This window comes from Virgibacillus sp. FSP13 (assembly GCF_054048505.1).
The window spans coordinates 48,203-73,600 of sequence record NZ_JBSVKG010000019.1; the positions used below are offsets into that span (position 1 = coordinate 48,203).

Below are 25,398 nucleotides of genomic sequence, written 5' to 3' on the forward strand. Positions count from 1 at the left end.
GGAAAATTGTTGAATTTAATTTTAATGGGTCTACCTGGTGCCGGTAAAGGTACACAGGCAGAAAAAATTGTTGAAAAATATCACGTCCCTCATATCTCAACAGGAGATATGTTCCGTTTAGCTATTAAAGAAGGAACAGAATTAGGTAAAAAGGCAAAAGAATATATGGATCAAGGCGCTCTTGTTCCAGACGAAGTAACAATCGGCATTGTAGAGGAACGATTGCAGAAGGACGATTGTCAGGATGGATTTCTATTAGATGGTTTTCCTAGAACAATCGCGCAGGCAGACGCATTGCAATCACTGTTAACCAAAATGGATGAAGACATTGATTACGTACTGCATGTAAACGTACCTGAGGAAAACTTATTAGAACGTTTAACGGGTCGTAGAATTTGTCCGACATGTGGTACTACTTATCATGTTCTTTTCAACCCTCCAAAAGAAGAGGGAGTATGTGATAAAGATGGTTCTGCTTTAATCCAACGTGATGATGATAAGGCTGAAACGGTGAAAAATCGTTTAGATGTTAGCATTGAACAAACAATGCCGCTTTTAGATTATTATCAGGATAAAGGATATCTTGTAACAGTAAACGGTGATCAAGAAATTGATAAAGTTTTTCAGGATATCCAAGCAAAAATAGAAAAATAAGCATTCAACCAGATGATGGGTGCAATTTTATCTATAAAAAGGTATAATAAGGCAGTGTGTACTTTTTAGTATGACATTGATTACTTGATATAAAAGTGACACAGTAAGTTAAATCATGATAATTTGTAAACCTTTATTAAAAAGGTGTTCATTATATTATAGCCTAAGTGAAGGTGATCGTTGTGGAGGAAGCTGATTCGGTTCCGCAGATGGGTCAAGTTGTTCGTATTATGCAAGGACGTGAAGCTGGCCAGTATGCGGTTGTCATTAAAATAGTTGACGAACGGTATGTCTTACTAGCAGATGGGGAAAAACGTAAATATGATCGACCAAAGAAAAAGAATCTACATCATATTGAAGTTATGGATTATATATCTCCAGAGGTCCAAAACAGCCTTCTAGAAACTGGTCGTGTCACAAATGGGAAATTACGGTTTGCCATAGCTAAATTTGTCAAAGAGGTTGTGACTGATTTGAAGAAGGGAGATCAACACGATGGCGAAAGACGATGTAATTGAAGTGGAAGGTACCGTAACGGAAACATTGCCAAACGCGATGTTTAATGTAGAGCTTGAAAATGGCCATACGGTCTTGGCACATGTATCTGGCAAAATTCGTATGCATTTCATTCGTATCTTACCAGGTGACAAAGTAACGGTAGAACTTTCACCGTATGATTTAACAAGAGGAAGAATTACGTACCGTTATAAATAAAAGCAGGCTCCGATATAAAAGGAGGTAAAGATGATGAAAGTAAGAGCATCTGTAAAGCCAATTTGCGAAAAATGTAAAGTTATTAAACGCAAAGGTAAAGTAATGGTGATTTGTGAAAATCCAAAGCATAAGCAAAAACAAGGTTAATATACAAGGAGGTGCAAGGCATTTATGGCACGTATTGCAGGTATAGATATTCCGCGTGATAAACGTGTAGTAATCTCATTGACATATATTTATGGTATTGGGAAAACAACTGCACAAAGTATCCTTAAAGAAGCAGGCGTTTCAGAAGACACTCGTGTACGCGATCTAACAGAAGATGAATTAGGTAAAATTCGTAAAGCAATTGACGCACATACAGTTGAAGGTGACCTTCGTCGTGAAGTATCCCTAAACATTAAGCGTCTAATTGAAATTGGTTCCTACAGAGGAATGCGTCACCGTCGCGGCTTGCCGTTACGCGGACAAAAAACGAAAAATAATTCACGTACACGTAAAGGTCCACGTCGTACAATTGCTAACAAGAAGAAATAACTTAGAAGGAGGTAAGCTAATCAATGGTTCGTAAAACTAATACACGTAAGCGTCGTGTGAAAAAGAATATTGATACAGGTGTAGCACATATTCGTTCTACGTTTAACAATACAATTGTAACAATTACGGATGTTAAAGGTAACGCTGTTGGCTGGAGCTCAGCAGGTGCATTGGGTTTTAAAGGTTCTCGTAAGTCAACCCCTTTTGCTGCACAAATGGCAGCTGAAACTGCAGCAAAATCAGCTGTAGAAAATGGCATGAAAACATTAGAAGTAACTGTAAAAGGCCCTGGTGCCGGCCGTGAAGCAGCAATTCGTTCACTTCAGGCAGCAGGCTTAGAAGTTACAGCCATTCGTGACGTAACACCAGTTCCTCACAATGGTTGCCGCCCACCAAAACGTCGTCGTGTATAATTTGACCGTATATTATTTGTCACCCTGTCTATAATGGGTTATGATGGCTAAAAGTGTAAGGCGAAAAGGATTATCACCTTTTAGAACACCTTAACGAACAGCATCTAGACAGACACGAAAGTACGAATGTATTCAATAGTGCAGAAACGCCAACTGCCTATTTGAGGAATTTCGGTTAGACAGGGGAGTCTAACCGGGGTTTCGACGTTTTGAAGGAGGGTTTTATAGAATGATCGAAATTGAAAAACCAAAAATAGAAACGGTAGAGATCAGCGATGATGCCAAGTTTGGGAAATTCGTCGTCGAACCGCTTGAACGTGGATATGGTACTACTCTAGGAAACTCCTTGCGTCGTATCCTACTATCCTCACTTCCAGGCGCTGCTGCAACGTCAGTTCAAATTGATGGTGCGTTACATGAATTTTCAACAATTGATGGGGTCGTTGAAGATGTAACTACAATTATTTTGAATCTGAAGAAGCTCGCTCTAAAAATTTACTCTGACGAAGAGAAAACATTAGAGATTGATGTGCAGGGAGAAGGAAAAGTTACGGCTGCAGATCTAACATATGATAGTGATGTAGAAGTATTAAATCCGGACCTACCTATTGCTACAGTTAGTAGTAAAGGAAACTTGCATATGAAAATTACCGCAGAACGCGGTCGTGGCTATCGTCCAGCAGAAGCAAACAAACATGATGATCAAGCAATTGGTGTTATTCCGATTGATTCGATTTTTACACCAGTATCACGTATCACATATCAAGTTGAAAATACCCGTGTAGGTCAAGTTGCCAACTATGATAAATTAACCCTTGATGTATCAACAGATGGAAGTATTCGCCCTGAAGAAGCAGTTTCCTTAGGTGCAAAAATCTTCTCTGAGCATCTTAACATTTTCGTAGGTTTAACAGATGAAGCACAAAACGCGGAAATTATGGTTGAAAAAGAAGAAGATCAAAAAGAAAAAGTTATGGAAATGACAATAGAAGAACTTGATCTATCTGTTAGATCCTATAATTGTTTGAAACGTGCTGGCATCAATACAGTTCAGGAGCTTGCAAACAAATCTGAAGAAGATATGATGAAAGTGCGTAATCTAGGCCGTAAATCACTAGAAGAAGTAAAAGTAAAACTAAACGATCTTGGCTTAGGCTTACGTAATGATGACTGATCAATATAGACACCTTTAGAGTTGTAACAAAAGCGGAAGTGCCTTGTTCAACGGCGTATGGACTGGACTGATCCGTATGAGATAAAGGAAACACGAAGAGCGTAAGCGATTCGATGTTGACTTATCGTAAGGAGGAGAAGGAAGTCCACTAGACGTTAGGCGCTGGAGCTGGACGTGGCCCCACGCAGATGTTCAATTATCTATAGTTACTAGAAATTATTTACTAGCAGCAGGAAAGGGAGGGATAGTCCATGGCTAGAAAATTAGGTCGTACAACAGATCAACGTATGGCACTACTTCGCAACCTTGCATCTGACTTGATTATTCATGAGCGGATTGAAACAACAGAAGCAAAAGCGAAAGAATTGAAATCTGTAGTTGATAAAATGATTACGCTAGGAAAACGCGGTGATCTTCACGCTCGCCGTCAAGCCGCAGCATTTTTATACAACCAGGAAGCAAACGAAAACGAAAGTGTAGTTCAAAAACTTTTCGGTGACGTCGCTGCACGCTACGAAGATCGACAAGGTGGATACACACGAGTTCTTAAGCTAGGTGAACGTCAAGGTGACGGAGCAAAAATGGCAATTATTGAACTAGTTTAATGAAACATGTGCGCGATAAGGGCAGGACTGAATCTCTTCCAGAGGTGAATCCAAGCCCTTTTTTTGTGTATAATGGAGATAGAAAGGCTGAGGCGACTGTTCAGAAGCGGACGCATAAGCAAGGGGAAGTGGGTGCCTGGTTTTTGGCGATCGGAGTGCCATTGCTTATGACAGTAGTCGCTAACCAACAAGCAACTGGATCGGGAAAGGCTGAGATTGGATGTTCATCAGCGGACGATTAAGTCCGCTGATGAACATCGGCCCGAGAGCAAAAACATCGGCCCGAGAGCAAAAACATCGGCCCGAGAGCAAAAACATCGGCCCGAGAACAAAAACATCGGCCCGAGAGCAAAAACATCGGCCCGAGAACAAAAACATCGGCCCGAGAGCAAAAACATCGGCCCGAGAACAAAAACATCGGCCCGAGACCAAAAACATCGGCCCGAGAGCAAAAACATCGGCCCGAGAACAAAAACATCGGCCCGAGATAAAATCATAAAGACACATCAACAAATATACAAACAAAAATACACCCAGGCCATGGAGCTGAGTAGAGGAGGTCATTACACAATGAGAGAAAAGTTTATAGAGTTTAGAAATGTATCGTTTCGATATGGAGATGAGGAGCCATGGGTGTTAAAGAATTGTTCGTTTGAGATCTATAGAAATGAATGGGTTGCTATTATTGGCCATAATGGGTCAGGAAAATCTACTATAGCAAAGCTGATGAATGGACTGCTTTTTCCTGTCGAGGGTGAGATCATTATTAATGGTCAACAAGTGAATCAGGAGACCATTTGGGAGATTCGGAAAGAAGTTGGGATGGTTTTTCAAAATCCGGACAATCAATTTGTGGGGACAACCGTACAGGATGATGTTGCGTTCGGAATGGAAAATCGTGGGCTTCCACGTGATGAAATGATTAGCCGGATCGATCGGAATTTAACGGCTGTTGGTATGCAGGAGTACAAGCTAACGGAGCCACACAGGCTTTCTGGTGGGCAAAAACAGCGTGTTGCGATTGCCAGTGTTTTAGCGATTTCACCAAATGTATTAATATTAGATGAGGCCACTGCGATGCTTGATCCAAAGGGACGCCAGGAAATTATGCGTACAGTTTCTGATGTGAGGCAAGAGCATGAGCTTTCATTAATAACGATTACCCACGATTTGCAAGAGGTTGTTCAAGCTGAACGTGTTATTGTAATGAACAACGGAGAAAAATGGGATGAAGCAACGCCAAGAGAGATTTTTTCAAAAAAAGATGCATTACGAGAAATTGGACTAGACGTACCATTTGTAGCTATTTTAACTGATGAGCTTGAACAGGCGGGAATTTCCGTTACAACTGAACCATTAAACCAAGAAGAATTGCTGGAGGACTTATGGACATTACATTCGAGAACGTAAGCTATATATATCAACAGGGCACACCATTTGCCCATAAAGCAATAGAGGACTTATCATTTCATATACCATCAGGTTCATTTGTAGCAATTATTGGTCATACAGGTTCAGGCAAATCGACGCTTATTCAGCATTTAAATGGATTGGTTTCACCGAGTGAAGGCAGTGTCACAATTGGGGATTATCGTCTAACTAATGATGAGAAGCCAAAAAATATGAAAGAATTACGCAGCAAAGTCGGGGTTGTATTTCAATATCCGGAACATCAATTATTTGAAGAGAATGTGGAAAAGGACATTGCATTTGGTCCGGAAAACTTTGGTGTTGCTAAGGATGAAATAAAACAACGGATACAAGAAATCGTTCCTGCAGTTGGATTGCCTGAAGAATTGCTGCAACGATCACCATTTGAGTTAAGTGGTGGACAAATGCGTCGGGTAGCAATTGCAGGGGTATTGGCGACAAAACCAGATGTGCTTGTATTGGATGAGCCCACTGCTGGATTAGACCCACGCGGGCAAAAAGAAATAATGGATATGTTCTATGAATTGCATCAAAGAGAAGGGCTGACAACGGTGCTTGTAACGCATAGCATGGAGGATGCAGTGCAATATGCCGACCACGTCATTATTTTAAACAAAGGCACCAAATATATGGAAGGCAAGCCAGAGGAAGTGTTGACACAGCAAGAGGCATTAAATAAAGTCCAACTTGATGTTCCTGAAGCTGTTCAATTCCTTAAGTCATTTGAAAAGAAATTTAATGTGTCAATTCCATTTCATCGCCAATCAACAGAAGAAATTGCTCAGATTATTCAGCGTCATTTAAAGGAGGCTGAAACACATGAGTAACTCCTTAATTATTGGCCAGTATGTTCCAGGTAATTCGATCATCCATCGTTTAGATCCGCGAACAAAAATTACGATCATTTTTTTCTTTGTGTTTATTGTATTTTTTGCTAACTCTGTACTTAGCTATGCTATATTAACTGTTTTTGCTTTGGTAAGTGTCATGACTACAAGGATACCAATTAAGTTTATCTTGAAAGGGTTAATGCCTGTTTGGTTCTTAATTGTATTTACGTTTATTTTACATTTAATTGTAACAAAAGAGGGAACAGTTTTAGTCGAAATATTTTCGTTTAAAATTTATTCGGGTGCCCTTATCCAAGGCTTTGCAATTTCAATGCGGTTTTTCTTGCTAATTTTAATCACGTCTTTATTAACCTTAACGACAACACCAATTGAAATTACGGATGCAATTGAGGACATGCTACATCCCCTGAAAAAAATTAAATTTCCAGTGCATGAGCTAGCATTGATGATGTCGATTTCATTGCGGTTTATTCCAACACTCATGCAGGAAACAGAAAAAATTTCACGGGCACAAGCATCGCGTGGGGTTGATTTTAAAACAGGCCCAATTAAAGAACGTGCTAAAGCTGTTGTCCCTTTATTAGTGCCACTGTTCGTAAGTGCATTTAAACGTGCTGAGGAGCTGGCAATGGCGATGGAGGCGCGCGGCTATCAAGGTGGAGAAGGCCGGACTAAACTTCGCGAATTAAAAATAGAAAAACGAGATATAGCAATTTATGTATTATTTTTATTTGTTATTGCCGGATTGTTTTTGACAAGGACTTACTAGCTAAGGGGGCTGGATTAATGGAGAAGATTAAATGTGTGATCAGCTATGACGGTTCTAATTTTTCCGGTTTTCAAATCCAGCCTAAGAAACGTACTGTTCATGGAGAGTTAGAGAAAGCGTTACAGAAAATGCACAAAGGTGAACATATCCGAATCCAGGCTTCAGGACGAACGGATACAGGTGTACACGCAAAAGGGCAGACGATCCATTTTGAAACGCCTTTTATTATACCTGAGGTGAATTGGAAGCGGGCGCTTAACACGCTTTTGCCTGGTGATCTTTATGTGAACGATGTGGAAAAAGTCTCGGCAGTGTTTCACGCTCGGTATGATGTGATTGAAAAGGAATATCGTTATTATGTTTGGAATGAAAAAGAGACAGATGTGTTTAAACGGAACTATGCATATCAGTTTCCTTATACACTGGATATAAAGGCAATACAAGAGGCCTGCAGCTATTTAGAAGGAGAGCATGACTTCACTACTTTTTCCTCAGCAAAAGCAACCACAAAGGGAAGCAAAGTCCGTACACTTTATCAAATATCATGTGAGAAACGCGGCAGTGAAATTGAATTTATTTTCCGTGGAAGTGGATTTTTATATAACATGGTTCGGATAACCGTTGGTGTCTTGCTTGATATTGGTCAAGGTAGACGTAGTCCAAGCGACATCCCCTATCTTATCGAGCAAAGAGATCGCCGACTTGTTGGGGAAACGATACCGGCTCAGGGGTTGTATTTGTGGAGGGTTAGGTATTGAATTTTATACGCATAATTTGGCTAGCAACTGTATTGAAAAGAAGAGATCGATTATCACACATAAAATTTCTATATATCAAAAAATTGATTCGTTAAAAAATCGATTCGTTTTTTTATGAATCAATTTTTTTAGCAATAATTATGTTACAATTGCAAATAATTGGTTTTCGAAAGTGAGTGAGCAATAAATGGGTGAAGAGATGCGGTCACAACCTAGGGATCTAGAATTTGTACTGGGATTAATTGGCGGTATTACAGGTCTTCTTGGATCCCTTTTGTACATATATTTTACGTTTTCACTGAAAGATAGCTACTTTGCTCATCACTTTCTGCCGGGTTCTACTAGGGGAATTGCTTCTATAATTGCTATTTGGATGGCATATAAAGTCCAATATGAAGCGAAAAAGGCAGGGGCGATTTTTATTATTTCTGGTGTATGGCTGTTTTTTTTAGAGAACGTAACAAAGCCATCGGGAATAATTTTAGTCGTTGTTGGGTTTTTGTGTTTGTATAGAAAATAATAGGAAACTGGAAAGATAGTGAAACCAATTTAGAGATTTGTTAACCACAAGCCTGTAATCCCCCCTTACAGTCCATCATGGGAATTCCCATTTGGTACGGACAGTGATGGAAGGGATTTATTGAGCTTGCTCATTATGGGGGCAGGAGCGACGTTAGCACTAATCTTTTTTATTAGTTTGCTTCGTTATCTGATTGCGATCCCATTGGCGGTATTTGCTGCCAACAGGTTGCGCTTTTTTCGGGGGCTCTTGGTGGGATGGAATCAGCTGCTTTCTGGTGTTCCGACCATTTTTATTGTCATGTTGCTCGTTTTATTGCCGCCAATTTTGTTCACCTCATCCCGTCCGCTTTTACTTGTCATCGTAATAGCGCTTGTAGAGGTTGGGCGTGTTGGTAAAATTTTTGAGGAAGAGCTTGTTGTTATATCAAAAAAAGCTTACGTAGAATCTGGTGTTATGGTTGGCTGTTCACCATTGCAATTGTTTAGGCGGTACTATTTTCCACAGATTTTCGGGCAAATCATCGTTAACTTTGCAATGACCTCGGAAGGACCTTGTTTCCATATTTGTATCGCAGGCGTTTGTCCAATTGGAAACGGGCGAAATGACCTTTGTCAATACGTCCGATACTTGGCCGATTTTACTTGCGGATGTCACCCATACAATCCGAACAGCACCATGGATTCCTTTTTTTGCTACACTCGCAATAACATTCACCATTCTATCGTTCTATGTTTTATCAGAAGGACTGCTGCGACATTTCCAGCGCCGTACATAAATAGTTACACAATTAAATGGGAGATACTAGGGGGACACATGAATGTCTAAAAAGAAAAAACGCTCACAAGATTTAGTACCAATTTTGATAGCAATTGCAATTGTTCTTGGGTTTTCTAGTTTCTTTGCACCGTTTGTATTTATTACCATTGCACAGGACTTTTTTTATCAACAGGTCATCGGTATTTGGCTATTTCAGTCGCCGATATCTAGTTATATTATAGGTGGGGCGACATTTTTTTATTTAGGCCTTGTTGTCGGGATTTTAGCTTATTTTCAATCGCGTGTCAGAGGGAAGAAGCTATTCAAAACATTTGGCACGTTACTTGGATTCGTACCAGGAATAATTTTTATTTACTTAAGTGTGAATCAATATTATTATTTTACAAATGAAGGTATTTATCAAAACGATCTATTTTCAATTGATGAGAAATTGTATTATTGGGATGATATAGAACAAGCTGCTGCCGTTTCGGAAAAGAAGGATAATCAAGTTTCTTTATCAAGGTTGGAATTAACAACAAAATCAGGCGATATTCTTTCTTATCGGTATTCAAGAGAACTGGTAAAAAGTCAGTATAACGTGCGAGATGTTTTAGAAGAAAGAGGCGTGGAATTGAACCAAAAATTGGAAGGGGAGGAAGCAGAATAGGATCCCTTGTGAGATGCGGACTTTAGGCGTTCTATTAAAAAGCTTATAAAAGATAAAAAATAGCGGATGGACTTGACATAGAGCACCATTTTGGTATACTATGATCTATGGCATTTTATTTCTAAACCATGATTAGCCCCGGAAACTAATTATGTTAAATATAGGAATAACCAACGGAAACGAAAGAATATGGAGGGAAACCATCATGCGCACAACTTTCATGGCGAATGAAAATAATATTGAACGCAAATGGCTTGTTGTGGATGCGGAAGGCAAGCGATTAGGTCGCTTAGCTAGTGAGGTTGCTGCAATCCTTCGCGGAAAGCACAAACCAACCTATACACCACATGCTGATACAGGTGATAATGTTATCATTATCAATGCTGAAAAAATTGAACTTACAGGAAATAAAATAAATGACAAAATGTACTATCGTCATACAAATTATGTTGGCGGGTTGAAAGAACGCAATGCATATGAAATGCGTACAAAATACCCTGAGCAAATGTTAGAACTTACTGTTAAAGGTATGCTTCCTAAAGGTCCATTAGGCCGTAAAATGGGTAAGAAATTACACGTATACAGAGGTTCTGAACACAATCATCAAGCACAAAAACCAGAAGTTTACGAGCTTCGTGGATAATTAAAAGGAGGTTAATCAATTGGCACAAGTACAATATTACGGCACAGGCCGCCGGAAAAGTTCAACTGCACGTGTTCGCTTAGTTCCAGGAACTGGCCGTGTTACGATCAATAACCGTGATGCAAAAGACTATTTTCCATATGAAACACAATTACTAATTTTGAATCAGCCACTTGCGGCTACTGAAACTCAAGGAACTTACGATGTTTTAGTAAACGTACATGGTGGAGGATTCACTGGCCAAGCTGGTGCTATCCGTCATGGTATCGCACGTGCACTTCTTGAAGCAGATCCAGAATATCGTGCTTCTCTTAAAAGTGAAGGATACCTTACTCGTGACCCACGCGCGAAAGAACGTAAGAAATACGGTCTTAAAGGCGCTCGTCGTGCACCACAGTTCTCAAAACGTTAATATACTCACGTTTCAAGGCTCTTTTCACTTATGTGGAAAGGGTCTTTTTAGTAGTAAAGTATAAAATTTATAGCTGTATGAATCCTTTTTCAGGAAGAGCCACGTCCAGCTCCAGCGCCCGGCGGCTATTGTGCTTCCTTCACCTCCTACGGTTCAGTCCAGCACATACACCGCTAATCGGGCGCTTGCGCTTTTGGTCGTGTCTTGACTACATTTTCACCGCATTAGACAGTAAAAAGTCCTTAGTAAATTCCCTTCGAATAAACGAGGCGCCGCCATGGGGGTTATGGGCTTAGTTATGTTAGCGGGCCCCGCGCTAGGTCGAACATTAGCCGGACTAATTTTAGATACATTATCATGGCATTGGATTTTCTGGGTTACCATACCTTTCTTACTATTCTCTTTTACTTTCGGGATCATTTTTTTACCGAATGTGAATGAGATACGTAAGGTTTCAATTGATACATTATCTGTTATTCTTTCAACGATTGGATTCGGCGGTATCGTTTACGGATTTAGTGTATCTGGTGTTTCTGGTTGGATGAGTGCAACGGTACTTGGATCTATCATCATTGGAATGATAGCACTTATTCTTTTCGCAGTTCGCCAAACGAAAATGGAGACTCCTATGCTGAATCTAAAAGCATTTAAATATCCAATGTTCGTTCTTGGATTCATTATGAGTTTTATTACGTTCTTTAACATGTTATCAATGCTTGTTATTTTACCAATGTATATGCAAATGGCTTTATTAATGGCTGCTTTTACAACCGGTCTTATCCTTCTGCCAGGTAGCTACTCAACTGTGTACTAGCTCCAACTATTGGTCGTTTATTTGATAAATATGGTCCAAAAGCGGTTATTACACCTGGAACCATTTTAGAGGAAAATGATCTTGCTATTTCATTGTCTCAATTACTATATTGGGATAATACGTGAATTAACCAGAATAATAATTACGGATATGTAGATTCTGTATTTAGTATGAACAAAGCTGTGCAAATTGCCGATAAAAGTGAAAGACCATCCTGCCAAAATGGTGGCTGGGTGGTCTTTTTAAAAAAACTCCCTATCAAAACGGTGTGGGAAAAAATTACTCTTCCAATAAGCCTTAACCCCTCTAAAAACTGTAATTGAGCCTAAACTTCTGGGAAGGGATTAGACCAAAGCATCCTTTTACTTCATAGTCTAATCCTTTTCCCTAGTAAGTTAGTCTCGATTCGGTGCTTCTGGTGGTTGTTCCATCCAATTATGGTCAATCATGATGTTTGCTCCATCTTCTACATAGAGTGAAACATCTAATATACAACGGGCATATAATGCGCCAATGTCCTTTCTCCCGTCAAGTGATGACCCATTGGCATATTCTCTAATTTTCATTGAGAACATGTCAATTTTGTGAAAAACCATAAGCTTATCGGAAAATGGCGGCGTGGTTGATGTTGTAACCAAATGATCTAAGAGTGTTGGTGAAGGTAAACTATCTTCAGAAAGCTTTTTTGAAAGCTTTCCTATATGCCTATGGTTAATCTCCTTCCCACGCTCTAAAAAGTTTCTTACCTTTTCGTGTCGTGCTCCTTGAGCAAAACCGATAATGAGTGCCTTACTTGTAACATCGTTATTGATGTTTCCATAAAGATGAGCTATCTCTAGCCCGTGGAGGGATCTTTTATCTCCAAAAAAACCTTTCAAATAATTTTGTTTATCAATAAAGTCGATTCCTTCAGGATTTGGTATAAGGGGTGAGTTCTGTAAATGTCCTTTTGAATGTAAGATATCACTTGTTTCAGCCAACAATTTGGCAGTTTCATTCATGGCTTTCATAAAAAAGTTTCTTACAGCTTTCTTTGTTACCAAAGGAACAGCAACTGAATAAATACTCAACCCTGCTTTCCCTAGATATTGGAGGTAATGAAGATAAAATTCGTCATGAAATAATCTCGGTGCGTCTAGATTTACATCTTCATCAGTAAATCCAATGGGTAGTGGGAAATTTCCTTCTTTAAAAAGGGTTTTTATTTCTTGCATCAATGACTCGTCTAACCTTAAGGCATCTTCTAAAACTTTTTTAACGTCTTTGTCATTTACATTTTTAAGATAATAAGTTAGAACACATTTCCCCATGGTGTTTCCAACATAAGTTGCCCAAAGTTTGCCCATTTCTGCTGATGTTAATTGATTATTTTTTTTCATGCTAAAGCTCCTTTCACTTTGGGAGAAGGTTATTTCGAATGGACATGAAAAGACTTCTATTTAAAATGTAAAACCGATAGATGTATTTTTGGAGTTGCTGTTTGGGAAAATTAAAAGAAATACAAAAGATAATATCCCACCTTTACATCCATTCCTCTCCTTCTTAATATTATTGGTCAAAAAGAAGATTATATTTATTTTTCCTTTGGAACTCTTCCTGATTTTAAAATTTGAACAACTCTTTTTTTGTTAAAGGAGACTGACATAATTTGTACACAAACTTTAAATTGACAAAAACAACTTATCACTTTAATATATATCGTATGCGATGTATCGTATACGATTGTTTTCTTGAAAGGAGGTTGGGTAGTATTGGAAAAGGCTGATTTTATTGGGGAATCCATTGAATATATACATCGTTATACAATGAAAAGTCTTCAGAAACAAGCAGAGGAGCATGGTGTTACCATTCCCCAAGTGAGGGTCATTGGAGAAGTGTTTGCTCATAAAACGGTAAGTATCAAACTACTCTCTCAAAATTTAAAAATGACGCAAAGTACCGTTTCGGATATTGTTGAAAGACTGATGTCAAAAGACTTTCTGGTGAAAACTCCTAATGAAAGGGATAAACGTTTGGTGGATATTTCCCTGTCCAAAAGACTAGCTGAAGATATAGATGAAAGCATATCGCAACTTAAAAATCAGTCGTTAATTGGTGTTTTAGATCTTTTAAATCCTGAAGAACAGGAGATTGTGGAAGAGGGAATGCAATTATTGGTATCGGCTGTTAAGAAGAAAATGATAGTTGAAGGCATGAATGATTATGAGTATCCCGATATTCTGTACTTCTCCGATAAAGACAAACGAAAGAAATAAACATTAAAGCAGGAGGCTGCAGGATGAGAACAATTATCAAAGGACGCTGGGCCATTTTAGCTATCTGGCTAATTGCCACAATTGTGCTGACTGTCTTTCAACCAGATATCAACGCAATTTTGCGGGATCAAGGTCAGGAAGGTACGAGTGAGGATAGCCCATCTGTCATGGCAAATAATATATTGGAAAAAATGGAGACGACAGAAGGTACAGATAACCTTATCGTTTTTTATGATAAAGACAAAATTTCAAAAAGCGACATGAAACAGATCGGGGAAGCGGTAAGTTCAATCAGTGACAGCAGTTCAGAACTTGGAATCACGAAAATGATTGATCCCTTCAGTATGCCCGATGCCAAAGACTCTTTAGTTTCTGATGATGGTACGACCTTAATGGTGAGCTATAAGCTTGATAAAAAAGGTAGAGAAATAGATGATATCCAAAAGCAATTTGAGAAAAAACTGGATAACGTACCTGTTGAACACTATTTAAGTGGAGAAGATTTTATCAATAATGATTATTTAAAGGCAACCCAGGCAGGTGTTGAGAAAAGTGCAGCACTTACGGTTATCTTTATTTTAGTCGTACTTATCATTGCTTTCAGATCTTTTGTAACACCGCTGGTATCCTTATTAGCTGTAGCATTTTCCTATCTTTGTTCGATGGGAATTGCAGCTCAGTTAATAGATAAAGTAGGATTTCCAGTTACTAGTCTGACCCAAATGCTATTAGTCCTTATTCTCTTTGGGCTTGGTACAGATTATAACATTCTTCTTTTCAATCGATTTAAGGAAGAACTGGCAAAAGGTCACTCGACCGATGATTCCATTGTTAATACGTATAAAACAGCAGGAAAAACAATTGCTTATAGTATACTGACAGTATTTATTGCGTTTCTTGCGCTTGTTTTTTCCGAATCACCAATCTATCAATCCGGTGTCGTTGTCGTTATCGGTGTAACCATATTATTAATTGAAATTTTAACGTTAACCCCTTTTGTTATGAAGGTTCTAGGCAAAAAGCTTTTCTGGCCGTCTAAGAATGTTGGTGGTCATAAGGAAAACAAATTCTGGGGTAAAGCTTCATCCCTTGGGGTAAAACACCCGATTATCATTACGCTTATCATTCTTTTAATCATTGGGCCAATGGTATTATTCCATGAGGAGAAACTTAACTTTGATACTGTAGGGGAACTTGGAAACAATTATCCTTCTTCAAAAGCAATTAATTTGGTTTCAGAGCATTTTGGCAAAGGACAATCCATGCCGGCTACGGTTGTCATTGAAAGTAAGAAAACCATGGATAACAACGAATCTCTTGCCGTCATTGACGATATCACAGAGAGACTCAAGGGTATGAAAGGTATTAAACAGGTATCTTCGGTCACGCAGCCCCTGGGCGAGAAGATCGATGATTTCTATGTCTCCGATCAAATGGGGACGGTGACAGACGGCTTATCACAAACGCGAAATGGTGTGGATACCATATCTGATGGTATGAAAGAAGCACAGGAAGAGCTTGGATCGGCAGACTTTTCACAGGTAAGTGAGATGGTCGATGGGACGGCAGAGCTTCAAGACGGCGTCACTGCATTATCCAATGGATTAAAGCAAATCCAGGCTGGAATTGACGATGGGACAAGCAATCCACAAACCATTTCAAACGGTATCGCTGCTATAGAAACCAATCTTTCAGAGATGAGCAGTGGTGTATCTGTGCTAGCTGATAATTATGGAAAAATGCAGGCTGGATATAAGGAGATGGGAACACATTATCAGGGTGCTGCCCAAGCTGTTCTTGGCGTAAAGAAATCGATTACGCTCATGAAATCAATAGTTGCTGACCTTGGAGACGATTATGCTGATTTAAATAAAGATAAACGTTACCAGGGATTAACGCAAACATTAGACGAGTTATCTTCCCGTTTAAGTGAGATTACGCCTGAGGGGATTAACAAATTAAATGAACAATACGATACAGTTACTGCCGGTTTTGATAAAGCCAATCAAAATCTTTCGGATATCAGCAATGGCTTGGATCAAATGGCAGGCGGCTTGAAGAAGCTAAAAGCAGGACTTGGAGAAGCAACATCCGGAATAGGTACAATCGTAACGAATATGAATAGTGTGAATGACGGACTTGGCAAGATGAAATCAGGGCAAAAGCAGCTTGCTGAGGGGCTTAATGGGTTTAGTGCCTTTGGAGATCAATTATCTGATGTAAACGGCGGATTAGAGGAAATTTCCGATGGCATTGGCCAGACGAATGGTTACTTAACTCAGCTGAATAAGAATAAGAGCTTCTTTATTCCAAAGGAAGCTTTGACAAATGATGAATTTAAAGATTCATTGGATGCTTTCATGTCCAAAGATAGAACAATCACAAAGATGACGGTTATTTTGAATGATGACCCTTATTCAAATGAAGCTTTACAGACGATTGATAAAATGAATGCGACTATTTCTACTGGATTAAAAGGTACAGTGCTTGCAGGTGCTGAGTATGGAACAGCGGGAACAAGCGCCACAACGAATGATATGAACAATATTTTGTCCAGGGACTTGAATAAAACAACGATTATCGTCATTGCTGGCGTACTGCTTGTTCTGTTCTTTGTTATAAGATCTTTTTGGACACCGATTTTCATTACTGCATCCCTCGTAGGTGCGTACTATGCATCGATGTTCGTCGTAAACTATATTTTCCTAGATTTACTTGGATATGCAGGATTGTCTTCCTTTGTTCCATTCTTCTCCTTTATCATTATTTTATCCTTAGGAGTGGACTACAGCATATTCTTGATGATGCGGTTTAAAGAGTACCCGGATTTGCCGCCTAAAGAGGCAATTGTATCAGCTTCCAAGCACATAGGCAGCGTGATCATATCGGCGGTCATCATACTTGGAGGTACTTTCGCGACACTTATGCCGGCGGGAATTGTACTTTTATCTGAATTGGCCATTGCGGTCATTACAGGTTTAATCGTACTTTGCTTTATTTTGCTTCCTATCTTTCTACCAGCTTTAATGGCTCTTCCGGAACGTCTAGCCAATTTATTATCTGGTAAAAAGAAAAAAACCGTAAGCATAGAAGAAAAAAACCGTATGAGGACTTAGTTAATGAAAGTTAATATTAATTAAAACAAATAAAGCAGATTCCTATCCAGGGTCTGCTTTATTTGTTTTGTCAATATGGCTTTTGTTCATTCATCAGCGTTTTCGCTTATTTTTCTTATTATCCAAGTTAAGGAACTCTGTGTCTTCAGCAATTTCCACATCATTATTACGCTCACGCTTTGGGGTTGTATCGTATTTGATTACGTTTCGTTGCCTTCCTTTATCTTTGTTACGATTCTTGTTTTGCTCAGACATGAATGGAACACCTCCCATAATTATTCTAAACAGTATTTAATGTTTCCTAGTTGAGAAAAATTATTTCCAGAACAATCTAACCGGTATGCACTTACTTGTTGGAGAGGAAGGTTTTTCAACATATAGTTACTTTTCCCTATATATAATCAAAAGTCGTAAAAATTGTAGAATTTCGTCACACGATAAGTTAAAATTAAATCTAATAAGCTTCTGGAAATGTCACGTAGAAAAGGAATGTAGCAAATGGTCTATTCTATTAACATAATTAAACTTTTGTTTTCCATGGACGATCATTTATACCGAATTGGTAAAGCTGAAAAAGTAAAAAATCTATGGAAATTATGTCTATTATTAATCCTGTTTAGTGTGATCATTTATGCTTGGATGGCCACCCTTGGGATAGGGTCCGATATTATTTCTAGCAATGCAATGGGGTTAACTATGCTAGATTACGAGCAAAGTAAATTTAGCTTTGTTGTCGGACGATGTGTTTTTGCTATCCTGTTAGCTCTTATTGTATTATTTATCCCTTCCCTTATTTTGTATTCGATAACAGGTATACAGTATCAAAAGCTCATTATTATGCAGCAAATCGTTTTATTGATAATGCTTGTGGAACGTCTCTTATGGATACCGCTTATGCTATATTGGGGATTGGATTGGTATGTTTCACCGCTATCATTTGGGATCATTGCCTCCTATTTTACAGATACGCCATGGATTATTTCTTTTTTTGGAGCAATCTCTTTACTCCAGTTATGGATTATCTGGTTTCAGGTGAAATACATCCGTTACTTGTCCACTGTCAAAAAGCGATGGATATGGCTTAGTGTAATTGTTATACATATTATATATTGGTTAACCGTAACGTTTTTAGGTTTTATTGATGTTCATTTAATAAGTGGGTGGTTTGAATGAAGCAGAAAAAAATTATCTATTTATGTGTTGTCTTATTTATTGGTATTAATATTTGCCTAATTGTTTTTGATAAAGAAGGAAATGTTGAAAGAAAGTCTTATGTAACCGATTGGACGAAAACTTTTGAAGCGAATATGTATGAAAAAATGGATAAACCAGGTGTTTTGGCTGCGGTGGAGGAAAATAATATCTATTTTAATGACAACATGGGGACTTTCCAGGGATTTCTCGTTGATGAAGGTACGCAGGTAAATGCGGGAGATGGGTTGTATACATATCAAGTCCAAGATTATTTTGCAACGAAAGCACAATTGGAAAGTGAAATGGATAAGATAAATGGAGAAATTTCCGCAATTGAGCAGGCGATTTCAACTATCTCATTTTATCAAATTCCCCGTATCAATGTATCGCTTGGGAATGAGGATGATAATGAGGAAACAACAATTCCGTCCGTTGAAACAGATTACATGAAGAAGCAATTTTTGACGCAGAAGGAAAATGAATTAGCTCAGAAAAATGCGCAACTTAAAAGTGTACAAACGCAATTAACCGAGCTAGAAATGAGTGGGGATACCATTACTGTAGAAAGTCCTTATCAAGGAAATGTAACGATGGTATCTGAATCGTTGGCTGATCCATTAATTACAATTGAATCCAATCAACTACATGTAAAAGGTGAGCTGACGGAAAAAGAACGAATGGAACTGGAACAAGGTATGCCTGTGGAGGTAAGTATTGATGAAAATGATACCGTATTGCAAGGAACAATAAATAAAATCAGTGATTCGCCAAAAACAGTAAATATAAGCGGGGTAAGCATTTATCCATTTGATGTATCCTTTTCAGGTGAAGCAGAGCAAGCAGAATTGTTACCTGGATTTCATGCAAATATGGCAATTACAATGGATGAATCAACCGGTGCAACTGTGGCAAATGATGACGTGATTTTTGGTAATAGCATTTGGAAAATGACCAGTGAAGGTAAATTATCCAAACAAAAGATTAAAAAAGGAATTCACTCGAATAATAGGCAAGAAATAACGAAAGGGGCAAACCTGGGTGACTGGGTAGCGGAAGACAACAAAAGCCAATTTCGTTCTGGAGCAACATTTATAACGCCGTTGAAGTTGGATGAAGTTCGCTGGAAGCAATTATTTGACGCAGATGAATTTTGGAAAAACTTTGTAACTGGGCTGTTGTCGAGATAAAGGAATTAGATAAAACTTAACCCCATTCCAGTCATAAACGCCTGCCTCGTCCCATAAAATAGTTCAAGCAGATACTAATAAGGGGCGAGGGAAATATGGGACGTATGGGAAAGGTTATTAGCTGGGGGGCAGGTTTAGTACTTTTAGCGTTTTTAATTCAATTTCCGATTCAAAAGACGGAATCAACGTGGGAATCATGGTCATTACCACTTGCCGGTAAAACAATTGTTATTGATCCCGGACATGGCGGTCCCGATGGCGGGGCTGTAGGTAAAGATGAAACCCTTGAGAAGGACATTGCGCTAATGGTTGCCAAAAAACTGCAAGACTACTTGCAGCAATCGGGAGCGCTTGTTTACCTAACGAGGGAAAAGGACGTTGATTTGGCAGAGGATGGAACAAGTGGATTAGCTCGGAGAAAATCAGAGGATATTCGGAAGCGGCTTTCATTTATCCATGATAAAAAGGCGGACTTTTTTGTCACGATTCATTTAAACGCAATCCCTTCAACTCGCTGGAGTGGGGCGCAAACATTTTATCACCCTAAATTTGAAGAAAGTAAACATTTGGCGAAAATGATTCAGGCAGAAGTTATTCGCAATCTTGAAAATACCAAACGTTCAGCATTAGCCATAAATAATATATATTTATTAAAACACGCAGAGGTCCCTGGGTCGTTAGTAGAAATTGGCTTTTTATCGAACGAGCATGAACGTGAATTGCTAAAACAAGGGGATTACCAGCGGAAAATGGCTGGCAGTATATATGAGGGTATTTTGCGGTATGTGACCGAGGATGTGGAAGAGGAAGAGGAGTAAGGAATTTCATAGTTTAATCATTGTAACATCCCTCAACCAAATAGATGTGGTTGGGGGATGTTAATCATTCTTACAAAAGGAAAGATAAAGAGCCCTTTGCAATGAAATATTGACATTTAACCCCATGATTCATATCACTTAGATTTTGTGTGAATTATGTTATACTAGCAATTAATGATGGAATTATCGTGTGGATCATTAGCCTAATTCTGTCGATGCTAGGAAAGGGATGGTGTTTACTGTGTTATCAAAAGAAGAAGTTGTACAATTGCTTAGCTCGGTTAAGGACCCATTTTTACATAAAACGCTAGAGGAAACTGGCGGTGTGAAAGATGTAACAATTAAGGAAGAGAAAAAGCATGTTAGTGTAAAGGTTGGAATCGGCAAGACGAATACAGGGGAACAAATGCAGTTGCAACAACAAATTGTTAACATTTTAAAGAAAAATGGTGCTAACACTGTTGGATTGCGGTTTGAAAAGTTGCCTGATGAGGTTATTCAAAAGTTCCAGCCAGCTGCCGAAAAGGAACAAGAAGCATCCTTGATGGGTGGAAACTCGAAGACAAAATTTATTGCTGTTGCCAGTGGTAAAGGCGGGGTAGGAAAATCTACCGTTACGGTTAATTTAGCTATTTCCTTAATGCGCCTCGGTAAAAAGGTCGGAATTATCGATGCTGACATTTACGGGTTCAGTGTACCGGATATGATGGGTGTGGAAGAACGCCCGGTAGTACGTGGGGAGAAGATATTCCCTGTAGAACGTATGGGTGTAAAAGTTATTTCCATGGGCTTCTTTGTGGAAGATAACTCACCAATTATTTGGCGTGGCCCAATGCTTGGTAAAATGCTAACAAGCTTCTTCAAGGAAGTAGAGTGGGGCGATGATCTGGACTATCTTCTTCTTGATTTACCACCAGGTACGGGAGACATCGCCATGGATGTTCATGAAATGTTGCCAACATGTAAGGAAGTTATCGTAACAACACCACATCCAACAGCTGCCTTTGTAGCGGCACGTGCTGGGCAAATGGCAATGAAGACGGACCATAAAATATTAGGTGTTGTGGAAAACATGGCCTATTTTGAAAGCAAGAAAACAGGTGAAAAAGAGTACGTATTTGGTCAAGGCGGCGGTAAAAAACTTGCGGAGGTATTAAAAACGCAATTGCTTGGACAATTACCTTTACAGCAGCCATATGAAGAAGAGGATATCTTTGCTCCATCTGTTTACCAACAAGATCATCCAATAGGAAAAGAATACCATAAAATTGCTGCGAAAGTTGTAGCGAAAATGGAAGAATAAAAAACAAACAAGAGGTGGCAGATGTCACCTCTGTTTTAATGGCTTTTATCCGCCACCTTCTCCGCGTTTACCTTCTCCTTTTGATTTACCACCTTTTTCTTTGCTTTTTTCTTCAGCAGCTTTTAGTAATATGTCAGTCATCTTAGCCTGAAATAATGGAGTCTGGAGGGTTTCCTTAATTGTATCTTCCAGGTGTGAACGGAATTTTTGGCTTTTTAACACTTCAAGCATCTGATCTGTCATTTCCGGATTTTTGAGAAGATCCAGCATTTGCTTTTGAAAATCAGCATCGTTCATTAATTCTTTCATTAATTTTTTATGCTCATCGGACATTGATTTTGCATACCCTTTAACAAATTCGGTATCATTGAATAACTTTGTCCACATTTCTTTCCCTTTTTCGGAAACAAGGGCTTCATTTATTGCCTTTTTAACCGCATCATCTTGAATTACCAGTTGCTGTTTAAGCTTGTCATCCGCTAGTATTTCGGTCAGTGCCTTTTTTCCATCTTCTGTCTGCAATATATCAACAACCATTTTTTTGGTTGTATCGTAATCAGCCTTTTCGCCTGCTGCACTTTCCCCACCACCACAAGCGCTAGCTAGCAAAAGTGTTAATCCAGCAAAGGAAATAAAAATTGCACGAAGCATTTTAATCCTCCTTCCCTTACAGTGCATGTTCAAAAAGTTGCTAAATTAGAAGCAAGGTCGACTAAGAACGTCACGTCAATAACCAACGTCGACATTAGCATGTCCTTGAAAAAGAAATACACTTTTTCTTCGTGCGATGTATCGCTGTCGTAGCTTTCCTTGTCCTGTGCGTCAAAGGTCGAGGCGGCGTAGCTTTGAGCCCCGGAGTGGTACATGAGGAGGGGGCTTGCACAGGACGTGCTGACTTCAGCGTTGGCTATCGTCGTGGGCGGTTTTAGCAGAAGTTCCTTGAAAGCCGACGAAGTGGTTCGCCGCTTATTATTTGGTGACTTTTTGAACAACATCTTACATATGTTTAATATGAGAAATAAAAGATAAAAATATGCACGTTAGAAAGGAAAAATGCGTGCGTTCGTGATAGAATACCATTGAAGGATGTTCAATAAGTCACCATGATGTATTGAACACGCATTTGAATACAATTTTCACGTTAATAAATGTTGTATCAACTACATAGCACTAATGGCAGGAGGATATTGGTTTGAATAGTCGTAAATGGGTGAGGTTGTTTTTAACAACATTGGCAATTGGCGGTGCTGCTGGGATAATTACCAGTTTCTTTGTAAAAACAGCTTCCTATACAAAATGGTTAAACCCATTTGATTTTTTTGATCTATTAGGTGTGCTCATCTTTTTTATGGGCCTTGGCTTTGTATTTAGTCTTGTTAGCCAAACTGGATTTTTTGCTTATTTGTTCATTAATCAATTTGGGTTAGGTATATTTCGTAGTTTTTGGCCAACTGTTCAGGTACTATTAATTGCATTCGTGGTTTTTGATTTAATTTATTTTCCGTATAACGCCTCTGATGATGGTTCGTTATTGTTATACATTTTAATTGCTGCAGCTATCCTTATATATGGTTGGATTATCGCTAAAATAAAGGCGAAAGAAACGAATCAGCGGGCATTTATTCCAGCACTTTTTTTAATGGTTGTGATGACGACAATTGAATGGGTTCCTGGTCTGCGTACAAGTGGGACGGAATATGCATGGTTGATGATCGTTCCTTTATTGGCTTGCAATACGTATCAATTACTGATATTGCATCGAATTAACAAACCTGATCCTAATAAGCCATCAAAAGAAATAAAAGGAAAAAAGAATAGCCCAACTAAGAATAAAAATACGAATGCAAATAAAGCGTAGTACCAAAACCCGGTGAGACTTTGGATAGACTCAACCGGGTTTTGACGTTTATTCGACTAACTTAGATTTTGCATGTGCTTGATTGATCAATTCTGATAGTGATACAAATGTAAAGTCCTTGTTTTTTAAGCCAGGTAAAATGGTTTTTAGTGCCTTTGCTGTTTGTTTAACAGAATCAGATGCATGTAGCAGGATAATATCACCGTTTGTAGTTTTTTTCATCACTGTGTCTGTAATTTCATTCGTACCTGGATTTTTCCAGTCATTTGGATTTACATTCCAATGGATTACTGTAAGTCCAAGATTTTCAGCTAACTTAATAATTTCTTCGTTAAAGTGCCCACTTGGCGGTCTAACGAGATTAACATCTTTGTAGCCAAGCTTTTGAAACACTTCTTTTGCTTTTAATAAATCTTTTTTCACCTGTTCAATATCTTGTTCCAAATAACTCTTGTAGCGATAACCAAGCATGCCAATTTCATGTTTCCCATCTGTAATCTTTTCAACTATTTCTGGATGTCGCTCCGCCCATTCACCGCTTAAAAAGAAAGTTGCTTGTACGTTTTCTTGCTTTAATTGTTTTAATATATCAAAGACCTTATTTTCCCCCCAGCTAATATTAAATGTTAATGCAATATTAGCCTCATCCTTATTTCCTTTTGTTAAAGCGGTTGGTTCCTCTTCAGCAGAAAAAACGGAAAACGCTCCATCTCGTTGAAACCATAAAAACGTTGCAGTGAAAAGTGCGAGCAAAATAACAACCGACCATCGCTTCCACCTATTAAAACGCCAAGTATAAAAATGTTCCATCAAATGTCCCCCTAAAATCTCCTTTGTCTTAGTTTATGATTGTGACATCGTAATATGAACAAGCCTAATGGATAAAAACACAATGTATGGAGAAACTAAAAAAACTTGAAAAATAAAGTGAATATGGGATGAAAAAGTAGAAAAGGAGGGAAAAGGGGTATTTAGAAGTGCGTGTTCAAAAAGTTGCCAAATTAGAAGCAAGGTCGACTAAGTTCGTCACGTCAATAGCCAACGTCGACACAAGCACGTCCTCGAAAAAGAAATACACTTTTTCTTCGTGCGATGTATCGCTGTCGTAGCCTTCCTTGTCCTGTGCGTCGAAGGTCGAGGCGGCTTAGCTTTGAGCCCCGGAGTGTACATAAATAGGTACATGAGGAGCGGACTTGCACAGTTGGCTATTGTCGTGGACGATTTTAGCAGAAGTTCTTCTACCCCAACGAAGAGATTAGCCGCTTATTATTTGGTGACTTTTTGAACAACCTCTAGAAGTAACGTTGTGAACATATATACATAAGACAAATGTAAGAAACCGACAGCATTCGCTATTTTTTACGAATGAATATGATGGATGGATAGTTTGTTAAAAATGTAAATGTAGCAACTAAATAAATTGAATTTAAACTGATTATGGAAGTTTGAGGTGGGAACAACATGTTAGGGTTATTAATTAATGACATGGAACAAAAGGAAATAGAATATTTATTGAAAAGAGAGTTAGAAGAATTATTATTGGATTTAGACGACCATCGAATTGATCATTTAGTGAAACGGGCTATGCGTGAACGGTACAAGATTCTCTTCCAATTATTTCGCCGTGTAGCTAGCCAGCAGGAGTGTTTAAAGTATATGCCTAAGCGCACAAAGAATGAATGAAAAGTACAGGAATGAATGAAGGTCAATAAATGAGTCGATAAGATTTAATCATTTATTGACTCTTTTTTGAGGTACCTAACGAATTTTTCTCGAAATTTGTTGAAAAGAGGAAAGTTATATGCTATATTAGTTTTTGTTGTTAGGGAAATTATTAATTAAGTTGTTAACAGAAAAAAAGATTTTGAAAAACTTATTGACAGATAATCCTAACCATGATAAACTACTTTTTGTCGTTAAAAACGATGCGACGAGAAAATTGA

At 38.6% G+C, this 25,398-nt stretch carries 32 protein-coding genes; 28 read left to right on the forward strand and 4 right to left on the reverse strand.

All coding sequences use genetic code 11. The features are described 5' to 3' along the window. Positions 1 to 9: 9 nt before the first annotated feature. From ACW2QC_RS14850 to ACW2QC_RS14945, 20 genes are all read left to right on the forward strand, one after another. Positions 10 to 654, forward strand: a complete 645-nt coding sequence (locus ACW2QC_RS14850) for an adenylate kinase (protein WP_457544733.1) — start codon at positions 10 to 12, stop codon at positions 652 to 654. 182 nt (positions 655 to 836) lie between these two features. Further along, positions 837 to 1,172, forward strand: coding sequence for a KOW domain-containing RNA-binding protein (locus ACW2QC_RS14855; protein ID WP_106495491.1), 336 nt, complete (start codon positions 837 to 839; stop codon positions 1,170 to 1,172). Further along, entirely contained in the window at positions 1,150 to 1,368 is a 219-nt protein-coding gene (infA, locus tag ACW2QC_RS14860; protein ID WP_010095735.1) for a translation initiation factor IF-1, read from the forward strand. The genes ACW2QC_RS14855 and infA overlap by 23 nt, the downstream gene beginning before the upstream one ends. 33 nt (positions 1,369 to 1,401) lie before the next feature. Continuing rightward, positions 1,402 to 1,515 (forward strand): 50S ribosomal protein L36, encoded by a 114-nt coding sequence (rpmJ, locus tag ACW2QC_RS14865; RefSeq protein WP_010095733.1) that lies wholly within the window; start codon positions 1,402 to 1,404, stop codon positions 1,513 to 1,515. 24 nt (positions 1,516 to 1,539) lie between these two features. After that, positions 1,540 to 1,905 (forward strand): 30S ribosomal protein S13, encoded by a 366-nt coding sequence (gene rpsM / locus ACW2QC_RS14870; RefSeq protein WP_457544734.1) that lies wholly within the window; start codon positions 1,540 to 1,542, stop codon positions 1,903 to 1,905. Positions 1,906 to 1,928: 23 nt separating this feature from the next. Continuing rightward, positions 1,929 to 2,318 carry a 30S ribosomal protein S11 gene (rpsK, locus tag ACW2QC_RS14875; RefSeq protein ID WP_106495486.1) on the forward strand — a complete coding sequence of 130 codons (390 nt, stop codon included), beginning with the start codon at positions 1,929 to 1,931 and terminating at the stop codon, positions 2,316 to 2,318. 229 nt (positions 2,319 to 2,547) lie between these two features. Continuing rightward, complete coding sequence (locus tag ACW2QC_RS14880; RefSeq protein ID WP_457544735.1) at positions 2,548 to 3,492, forward strand: DNA-directed RNA polymerase subunit alpha; 945 nt, start codon at positions 2,548 to 2,550, stop codon at positions 3,490 to 3,492. Between the two features lie 251 nt (positions 3,493 to 3,743). Beyond that, positions 3,744 to 4,097 carry a 50S ribosomal protein L17 gene (gene rplQ / locus ACW2QC_RS14885; RefSeq protein WP_106495481.1) on the forward strand — a complete coding sequence of 118 codons (354 nt, stop codon included), beginning with the start codon at positions 3,744 to 3,746 and terminating at the stop codon, positions 4,095 to 4,097. Next, entirely contained in the window at positions 4,097 to 4,339 is a 243-nt protein-coding gene (locus tag ACW2QC_RS14890; protein ID WP_457544736.1) for a hypothetical protein, read from the forward strand. Before rplQ ends, ACW2QC_RS14890 begins: the two co-directional genes overlap by 1 nt. Continuing rightward, positions 4,318 to 4,596 carry a hypothetical protein gene (locus ACW2QC_RS14895; RefSeq protein ID WP_457544737.1) on the forward strand — a complete coding sequence of 93 codons (279 nt, stop codon included), beginning with the start codon at positions 4,318 to 4,320 and terminating at the stop codon, positions 4,594 to 4,596. Before ACW2QC_RS14890 ends, ACW2QC_RS14895 begins: the two co-directional genes overlap by 22 nt. A 71-nt stretch (positions 4,597 to 4,667) precedes the next feature. Continuing rightward, positions 4,668 to 5,507 carry an energy-coupling factor ABC transporter ATP-binding protein gene (locus ACW2QC_RS14900; protein WP_457544738.1) on the forward strand — a complete coding sequence of 280 codons (840 nt, stop codon included), beginning with the start codon at positions 4,668 to 4,670 and terminating at the stop codon, positions 5,505 to 5,507. Continuing rightward, positions 5,483 to 6,355, forward strand: a complete 873-nt coding sequence (locus ACW2QC_RS14905; protein ID WP_457544739.1) for an energy-coupling factor ABC transporter ATP-binding protein — start codon at positions 5,483 to 5,485, stop codon at positions 6,353 to 6,355. The genes ACW2QC_RS14900 and ACW2QC_RS14905 overlap by 25 nt, the downstream gene beginning before the upstream one ends. After that, complete coding sequence (locus ACW2QC_RS14910) at positions 6,348 to 7,148, forward strand: energy-coupling factor transporter transmembrane component T family protein (RefSeq protein ID WP_457544740.1); 801 nt, start codon at positions 6,348 to 6,350, stop codon at positions 7,146 to 7,148. The genes ACW2QC_RS14905 and ACW2QC_RS14910 overlap by 8 nt, the downstream gene beginning before the upstream one ends. A gap of 17 nt (positions 7,149 to 7,165) precedes the next feature. Next, positions 7,166 to 7,906 carry a tRNA pseudouridine(38-40) synthase TruA gene (truA, locus tag ACW2QC_RS14915; RefSeq protein ID WP_457544741.1) on the forward strand — a complete coding sequence of 247 codons (741 nt, stop codon included), beginning with the start codon at positions 7,166 to 7,168 and terminating at the stop codon, positions 7,904 to 7,906. A gap of 187 nt (positions 7,907 to 8,093) precedes the next feature. After that, complete coding sequence (locus tag ACW2QC_RS14920; RefSeq protein WP_457544742.1) at positions 8,094 to 8,426, forward strand: DUF4064 domain-containing protein; 333 nt, start codon at positions 8,094 to 8,096, stop codon at positions 8,424 to 8,426. Between the two features lie 120 nt (positions 8,427 to 8,546). Further along, positions 8,547 to 9,254 carry an ABC transporter permease subunit gene (locus tag ACW2QC_RS14925; protein WP_457544743.1) on the forward strand — a complete coding sequence of 236 codons (708 nt, stop codon included), beginning with the start codon at positions 8,547 to 8,549 and terminating at the stop codon, positions 9,252 to 9,254. Continuing rightward, positions 9,247 to 9,855: a hypothetical protein gene (locus tag ACW2QC_RS14930; RefSeq protein WP_457544744.1), complete on the forward strand. Its 609-nt coding sequence runs from the start codon at positions 9,247 to 9,249 to the stop codon at positions 9,853 to 9,855. Before ACW2QC_RS14925 ends, ACW2QC_RS14930 begins: the two co-directional genes overlap by 8 nt. A 205-nt stretch (positions 9,856 to 10,060) precedes the next feature. Further along, entirely contained in the window at positions 10,061 to 10,498 is a 438-nt protein-coding gene (rplM, locus tag ACW2QC_RS14935) for a 50S ribosomal protein L13 (protein ID WP_106495460.1), read from the forward strand. A 19-nt stretch (positions 10,499 to 10,517) separates the two neighbouring features. Beyond that, a complete protein-coding gene (gene rpsI, locus ACW2QC_RS14940; RefSeq protein WP_457544745.1) occupies positions 10,518 to 10,910 on the forward strand; it encodes a 30S ribosomal protein S9 in 393 nt (130 codons plus the stop codon). Between the two features lie 277 nt (positions 10,911 to 11,187). Continuing rightward, positions 11,188 to 11,724: a hypothetical protein gene (locus tag ACW2QC_RS14945; protein ID WP_457544746.1), complete on the forward strand. Its 537-nt coding sequence runs from the start codon at positions 11,188 to 11,190 to the stop codon at positions 11,722 to 11,724. Positions 11,725 to 12,119: 395 nt separating this feature from the next. Here ACW2QC_RS14945 and ACW2QC_RS14950 read toward each other — a convergent pair whose 3' ends face one another. Next, positions 12,120 to 13,103: a DUF3231 family protein gene (locus ACW2QC_RS14950; protein WP_457544747.1), complete on the reverse strand. Its 984-nt coding sequence runs from the start codon at positions 13,101 to 13,103 to the stop codon at positions 12,120 to 12,122. Between the two features lie 372 nt (positions 13,104 to 13,475). Here ACW2QC_RS14950 and ACW2QC_RS14955 point away from each other — a divergent pair, with 372 nt between their 5' ends. Together ACW2QC_RS14955 and ACW2QC_RS14960 are read left to right on the forward strand one after the other, a co-directional pair. Then, positions 13,476 to 13,979, forward strand: a complete 504-nt coding sequence (locus ACW2QC_RS14955; protein WP_457544748.1) for a MarR family winged helix-turn-helix transcriptional regulator — start codon at positions 13,476 to 13,478, stop codon at positions 13,977 to 13,979. Between the two features lie 23 nt (positions 13,980 to 14,002). Then, positions 14,003 to 17,095 (forward strand): MMPL family transporter, encoded by a 3,093-nt coding sequence (locus ACW2QC_RS14960; RefSeq protein ID WP_457544749.1) that lies wholly within the window; start codon positions 14,003 to 14,005, stop codon positions 17,093 to 17,095. A 93-nt stretch (positions 17,096 to 17,188) separates the two neighbouring features. Here the strand turns inward: ACW2QC_RS14960 and ACW2QC_RS14965 are convergent, their stop codons facing one another. Continuing rightward, positions 17,189 to 17,350: a hypothetical protein gene (locus ACW2QC_RS14965; RefSeq protein WP_457544750.1), complete on the reverse strand. Its 162-nt coding sequence runs from the start codon at positions 17,348 to 17,350 to the stop codon at positions 17,189 to 17,191. 243 nt (positions 17,351 to 17,593) lie between these two features. On the opposite strand from ACW2QC_RS14965, the gene ACW2QC_RS14970 reads away from it, so the two are divergent. From ACW2QC_RS14970 to ACW2QC_RS14985, 4 genes are all read left to right on the forward strand, one after another. Next, a complete protein-coding gene (locus ACW2QC_RS14970; RefSeq protein ID WP_457544751.1) occupies positions 17,594 to 18,268 on the forward strand; it encodes a hypothetical protein in 675 nt (224 codons plus the stop codon). Beyond that, the gene (locus ACW2QC_RS14975) at positions 18,265 to 19,476 is read left to right on the forward strand and encodes an efflux RND transporter periplasmic adaptor subunit (RefSeq protein WP_457544752.1); all 1,212 of its coding nucleotides are present in this window, start codon (positions 18,265 to 18,267) and stop codon (positions 19,474 to 19,476) included. Before ACW2QC_RS14970 ends, ACW2QC_RS14975 begins: the two co-directional genes overlap by 4 nt. 95 nt (positions 19,477 to 19,571) lie before the next feature. Further along, on the forward strand, positions 19,572 to 20,294 hold the full coding sequence (gene cwlD / locus ACW2QC_RS14980; RefSeq protein WP_457544753.1) for an N-acetylmuramoyl-L-alanine amidase CwlD: 723 nt from the start codon (positions 19,572 to 19,574) through the stop codon (positions 20,292 to 20,294). 241 nt (positions 20,295 to 20,535) lie between these two features. Then, positions 20,536 to 21,597 (forward strand): P-loop NTPase, encoded by a 1,062-nt coding sequence (locus ACW2QC_RS14985; protein ID WP_457544754.1) that lies wholly within the window; start codon positions 20,536 to 20,538, stop codon positions 21,595 to 21,597. Positions 21,598 to 21,642: 45 nt separating this feature from the next. Here ACW2QC_RS14985 and gerD read toward each other — a convergent pair whose 3' ends face one another. Continuing rightward, positions 21,643 to 22,248 (reverse strand): spore germination lipoprotein GerD, encoded by a 606-nt coding sequence (gerD, locus tag ACW2QC_RS14990; protein WP_457544755.1) that lies wholly within the window; start codon positions 22,246 to 22,248, stop codon positions 21,643 to 21,645. 541 nt (positions 22,249 to 22,789) lie between these two features. Between gerD and ACW2QC_RS14995 the strand changes: the two genes are divergently transcribed. Beyond that, positions 22,790 to 23,455, forward strand: a complete 666-nt coding sequence (locus ACW2QC_RS14995; protein ID WP_457544756.1) for a KinB-signaling pathway activation protein — start codon at positions 22,790 to 22,792, stop codon at positions 23,453 to 23,455. A 48-nt stretch (positions 23,456 to 23,503) separates the two neighbouring features. Here ACW2QC_RS14995 and pdaB read toward each other — a convergent pair whose 3' ends face one another. After that, positions 23,504 to 24,265 (reverse strand): polysaccharide deacetylase family sporulation protein PdaB, encoded by a 762-nt coding sequence (gene pdaB / locus ACW2QC_RS15000; protein WP_457544757.1) that lies wholly within the window; start codon positions 24,263 to 24,265, stop codon positions 23,504 to 23,506. Between the two features lie 651 nt (positions 24,266 to 24,916). Here pdaB and ACW2QC_RS15005 point away from each other — a divergent pair. Further along, on the forward strand, positions 24,917 to 25,138 hold the full coding sequence (locus ACW2QC_RS15005; protein ID WP_457544758.1) for a hypothetical protein: 222 nt from the start codon (positions 24,917 to 24,919) through the stop codon (positions 25,136 to 25,138). The last annotated feature ends 260 nt before the right edge of the window (positions 25,139 to 25,398 follow it).

Bases quoted from the DNA above. Each gene is read 5' to 3' on its own strand.
- infA (WP_010095735.1), top strand. From the start codon at position 1,150: ATGGCGAAAGACGATGTAATTGAAGTGGAAGGTACCGTAACGGAAACA.
- rpmJ (WP_010095733.1), top strand. From the start codon at position 1,402: ATGAAAGTAAGAGCATCTGTAAAGCCAATTTGCGAAAAATGTAAAGTT.
- rpsM (WP_457544734.1), top strand. From the start codon at position 1,540: ATGGCACGTATTGCAGGTATAGATATTCCGCGTGATAAACGTGTAGTA.
- rpsK (WP_106495486.1), top strand. From the start codon at position 1,929: ATGGTTCGTAAAACTAATACACGTAAGCGTCGTGTGAAAAAGAATATT.
- ACW2QC_RS14880 (WP_457544735.1), top strand. From the start codon at position 2,548: ATGATCGAAATTGAAAAACCAAAAATAGAAACGGTAGAGATCAGCGAT.
- rplQ (WP_106495481.1), top strand. From the start codon at position 3,744: ATGGCTAGAAAATTAGGTCGTACAACAGATCAACGTATGGCACTACTT.
- ACW2QC_RS14890 (WP_457544736.1), top strand. From the start codon at position 4,097: ATGAAACATGTGCGCGATAAGGGCAGGACTGAATCTCTTCCAGAGGTG.
- ACW2QC_RS14895 (WP_457544737.1), top strand. From the start codon at position 4,318: ATGTTCATCAGCGGACGATTAAGTCCGCTGATGAACATCGGCCCGAGA.
- ACW2QC_RS14900 (WP_457544738.1), top strand. From the start codon at position 4,668: ATGAGAGAAAAGTTTATAGAGTTTAGAAATGTATCGTTTCGATATGGA.
- ACW2QC_RS14905 (WP_457544739.1), top strand. From the start codon at position 5,483: ATGGACATTACATTCGAGAACGTAAGCTATATATATCAACAGGGCACA.
- ACW2QC_RS14910 (WP_457544740.1), top strand. From the start codon at position 6,348: ATGAGTAACTCCTTAATTATTGGCCAGTATGTTCCAGGTAATTCGATC.
- truA (WP_457544741.1), top strand. From the start codon at position 7,166: ATGGAGAAGATTAAATGTGTGATCAGCTATGACGGTTCTAATTTTTCC.
- ACW2QC_RS14920 (WP_457544742.1), top strand. From the start codon at position 8,094: ATGGGTGAAGAGATGCGGTCACAACCTAGGGATCTAGAATTTGTACTG.
- ACW2QC_RS14930 (WP_457544744.1), top strand. From the start codon at position 9,247: ATGTCTAAAAAGAAAAAACGCTCACAAGATTTAGTACCAATTTTGATA.
- rplM (WP_106495460.1), top strand. From the start codon at position 10,061: ATGCGCACAACTTTCATGGCGAATGAAAATAATATTGAACGCAAATGG.
- ACW2QC_RS14945 (WP_457544746.1), top strand. From the start codon at position 11,188: ATGGGGGTTATGGGCTTAGTTATGTTAGCGGGCCCCGCGCTAGGTCGA.
- ACW2QC_RS14950 (WP_457544747.1), bottom strand. From the start codon at position 13,103: ATGAAAAAAAATAATCAATTAACATCAGCAGAAATGGGCAAACTTTGG.
- ACW2QC_RS14960 (WP_457544749.1), top strand. From the start codon at position 14,003: ATGAGAACAATTATCAAAGGACGCTGGGCCATTTTAGCTATCTGGCTA.
- ACW2QC_RS14965 (WP_457544750.1), bottom strand. From the start codon at position 17,350: ATGTCTGAGCAAAACAAGAATCGTAACAAAGATAAAGGAAGGCAACGA.
- ACW2QC_RS14970 (WP_457544751.1), top strand. From the start codon at position 17,594: ATGGTCTATTCTATTAACATAATTAAACTTTTGTTTTCCATGGACGAT.
- ACW2QC_RS14975 (WP_457544752.1), top strand. From the start codon at position 18,265: ATGAAGCAGAAAAAAATTATCTATTTATGTGTTGTCTTATTTATTGGT.
- cwlD (WP_457544753.1), top strand. From the start codon at position 19,572: ATGGGACGTATGGGAAAGGTTATTAGCTGGGGGGCAGGTTTAGTACTT.
- gerD (WP_457544755.1), bottom strand. From the start codon at position 22,248: ATGCTTCGTGCAATTTTTATTTCCTTTGCTGGATTAACACTTTTGCTA.
- pdaB (WP_457544757.1), bottom strand. From the start codon at position 24,265: ATGGAACATTTTTATACTTGGCGTTTTAATAGGTGGAAGCGATGGTCG.
- ACW2QC_RS15005 (WP_457544758.1), top strand. From the start codon at position 24,917: ATGTTAGGGTTATTAATTAATGACATGGAACAAAAGGAAATAGAATAT.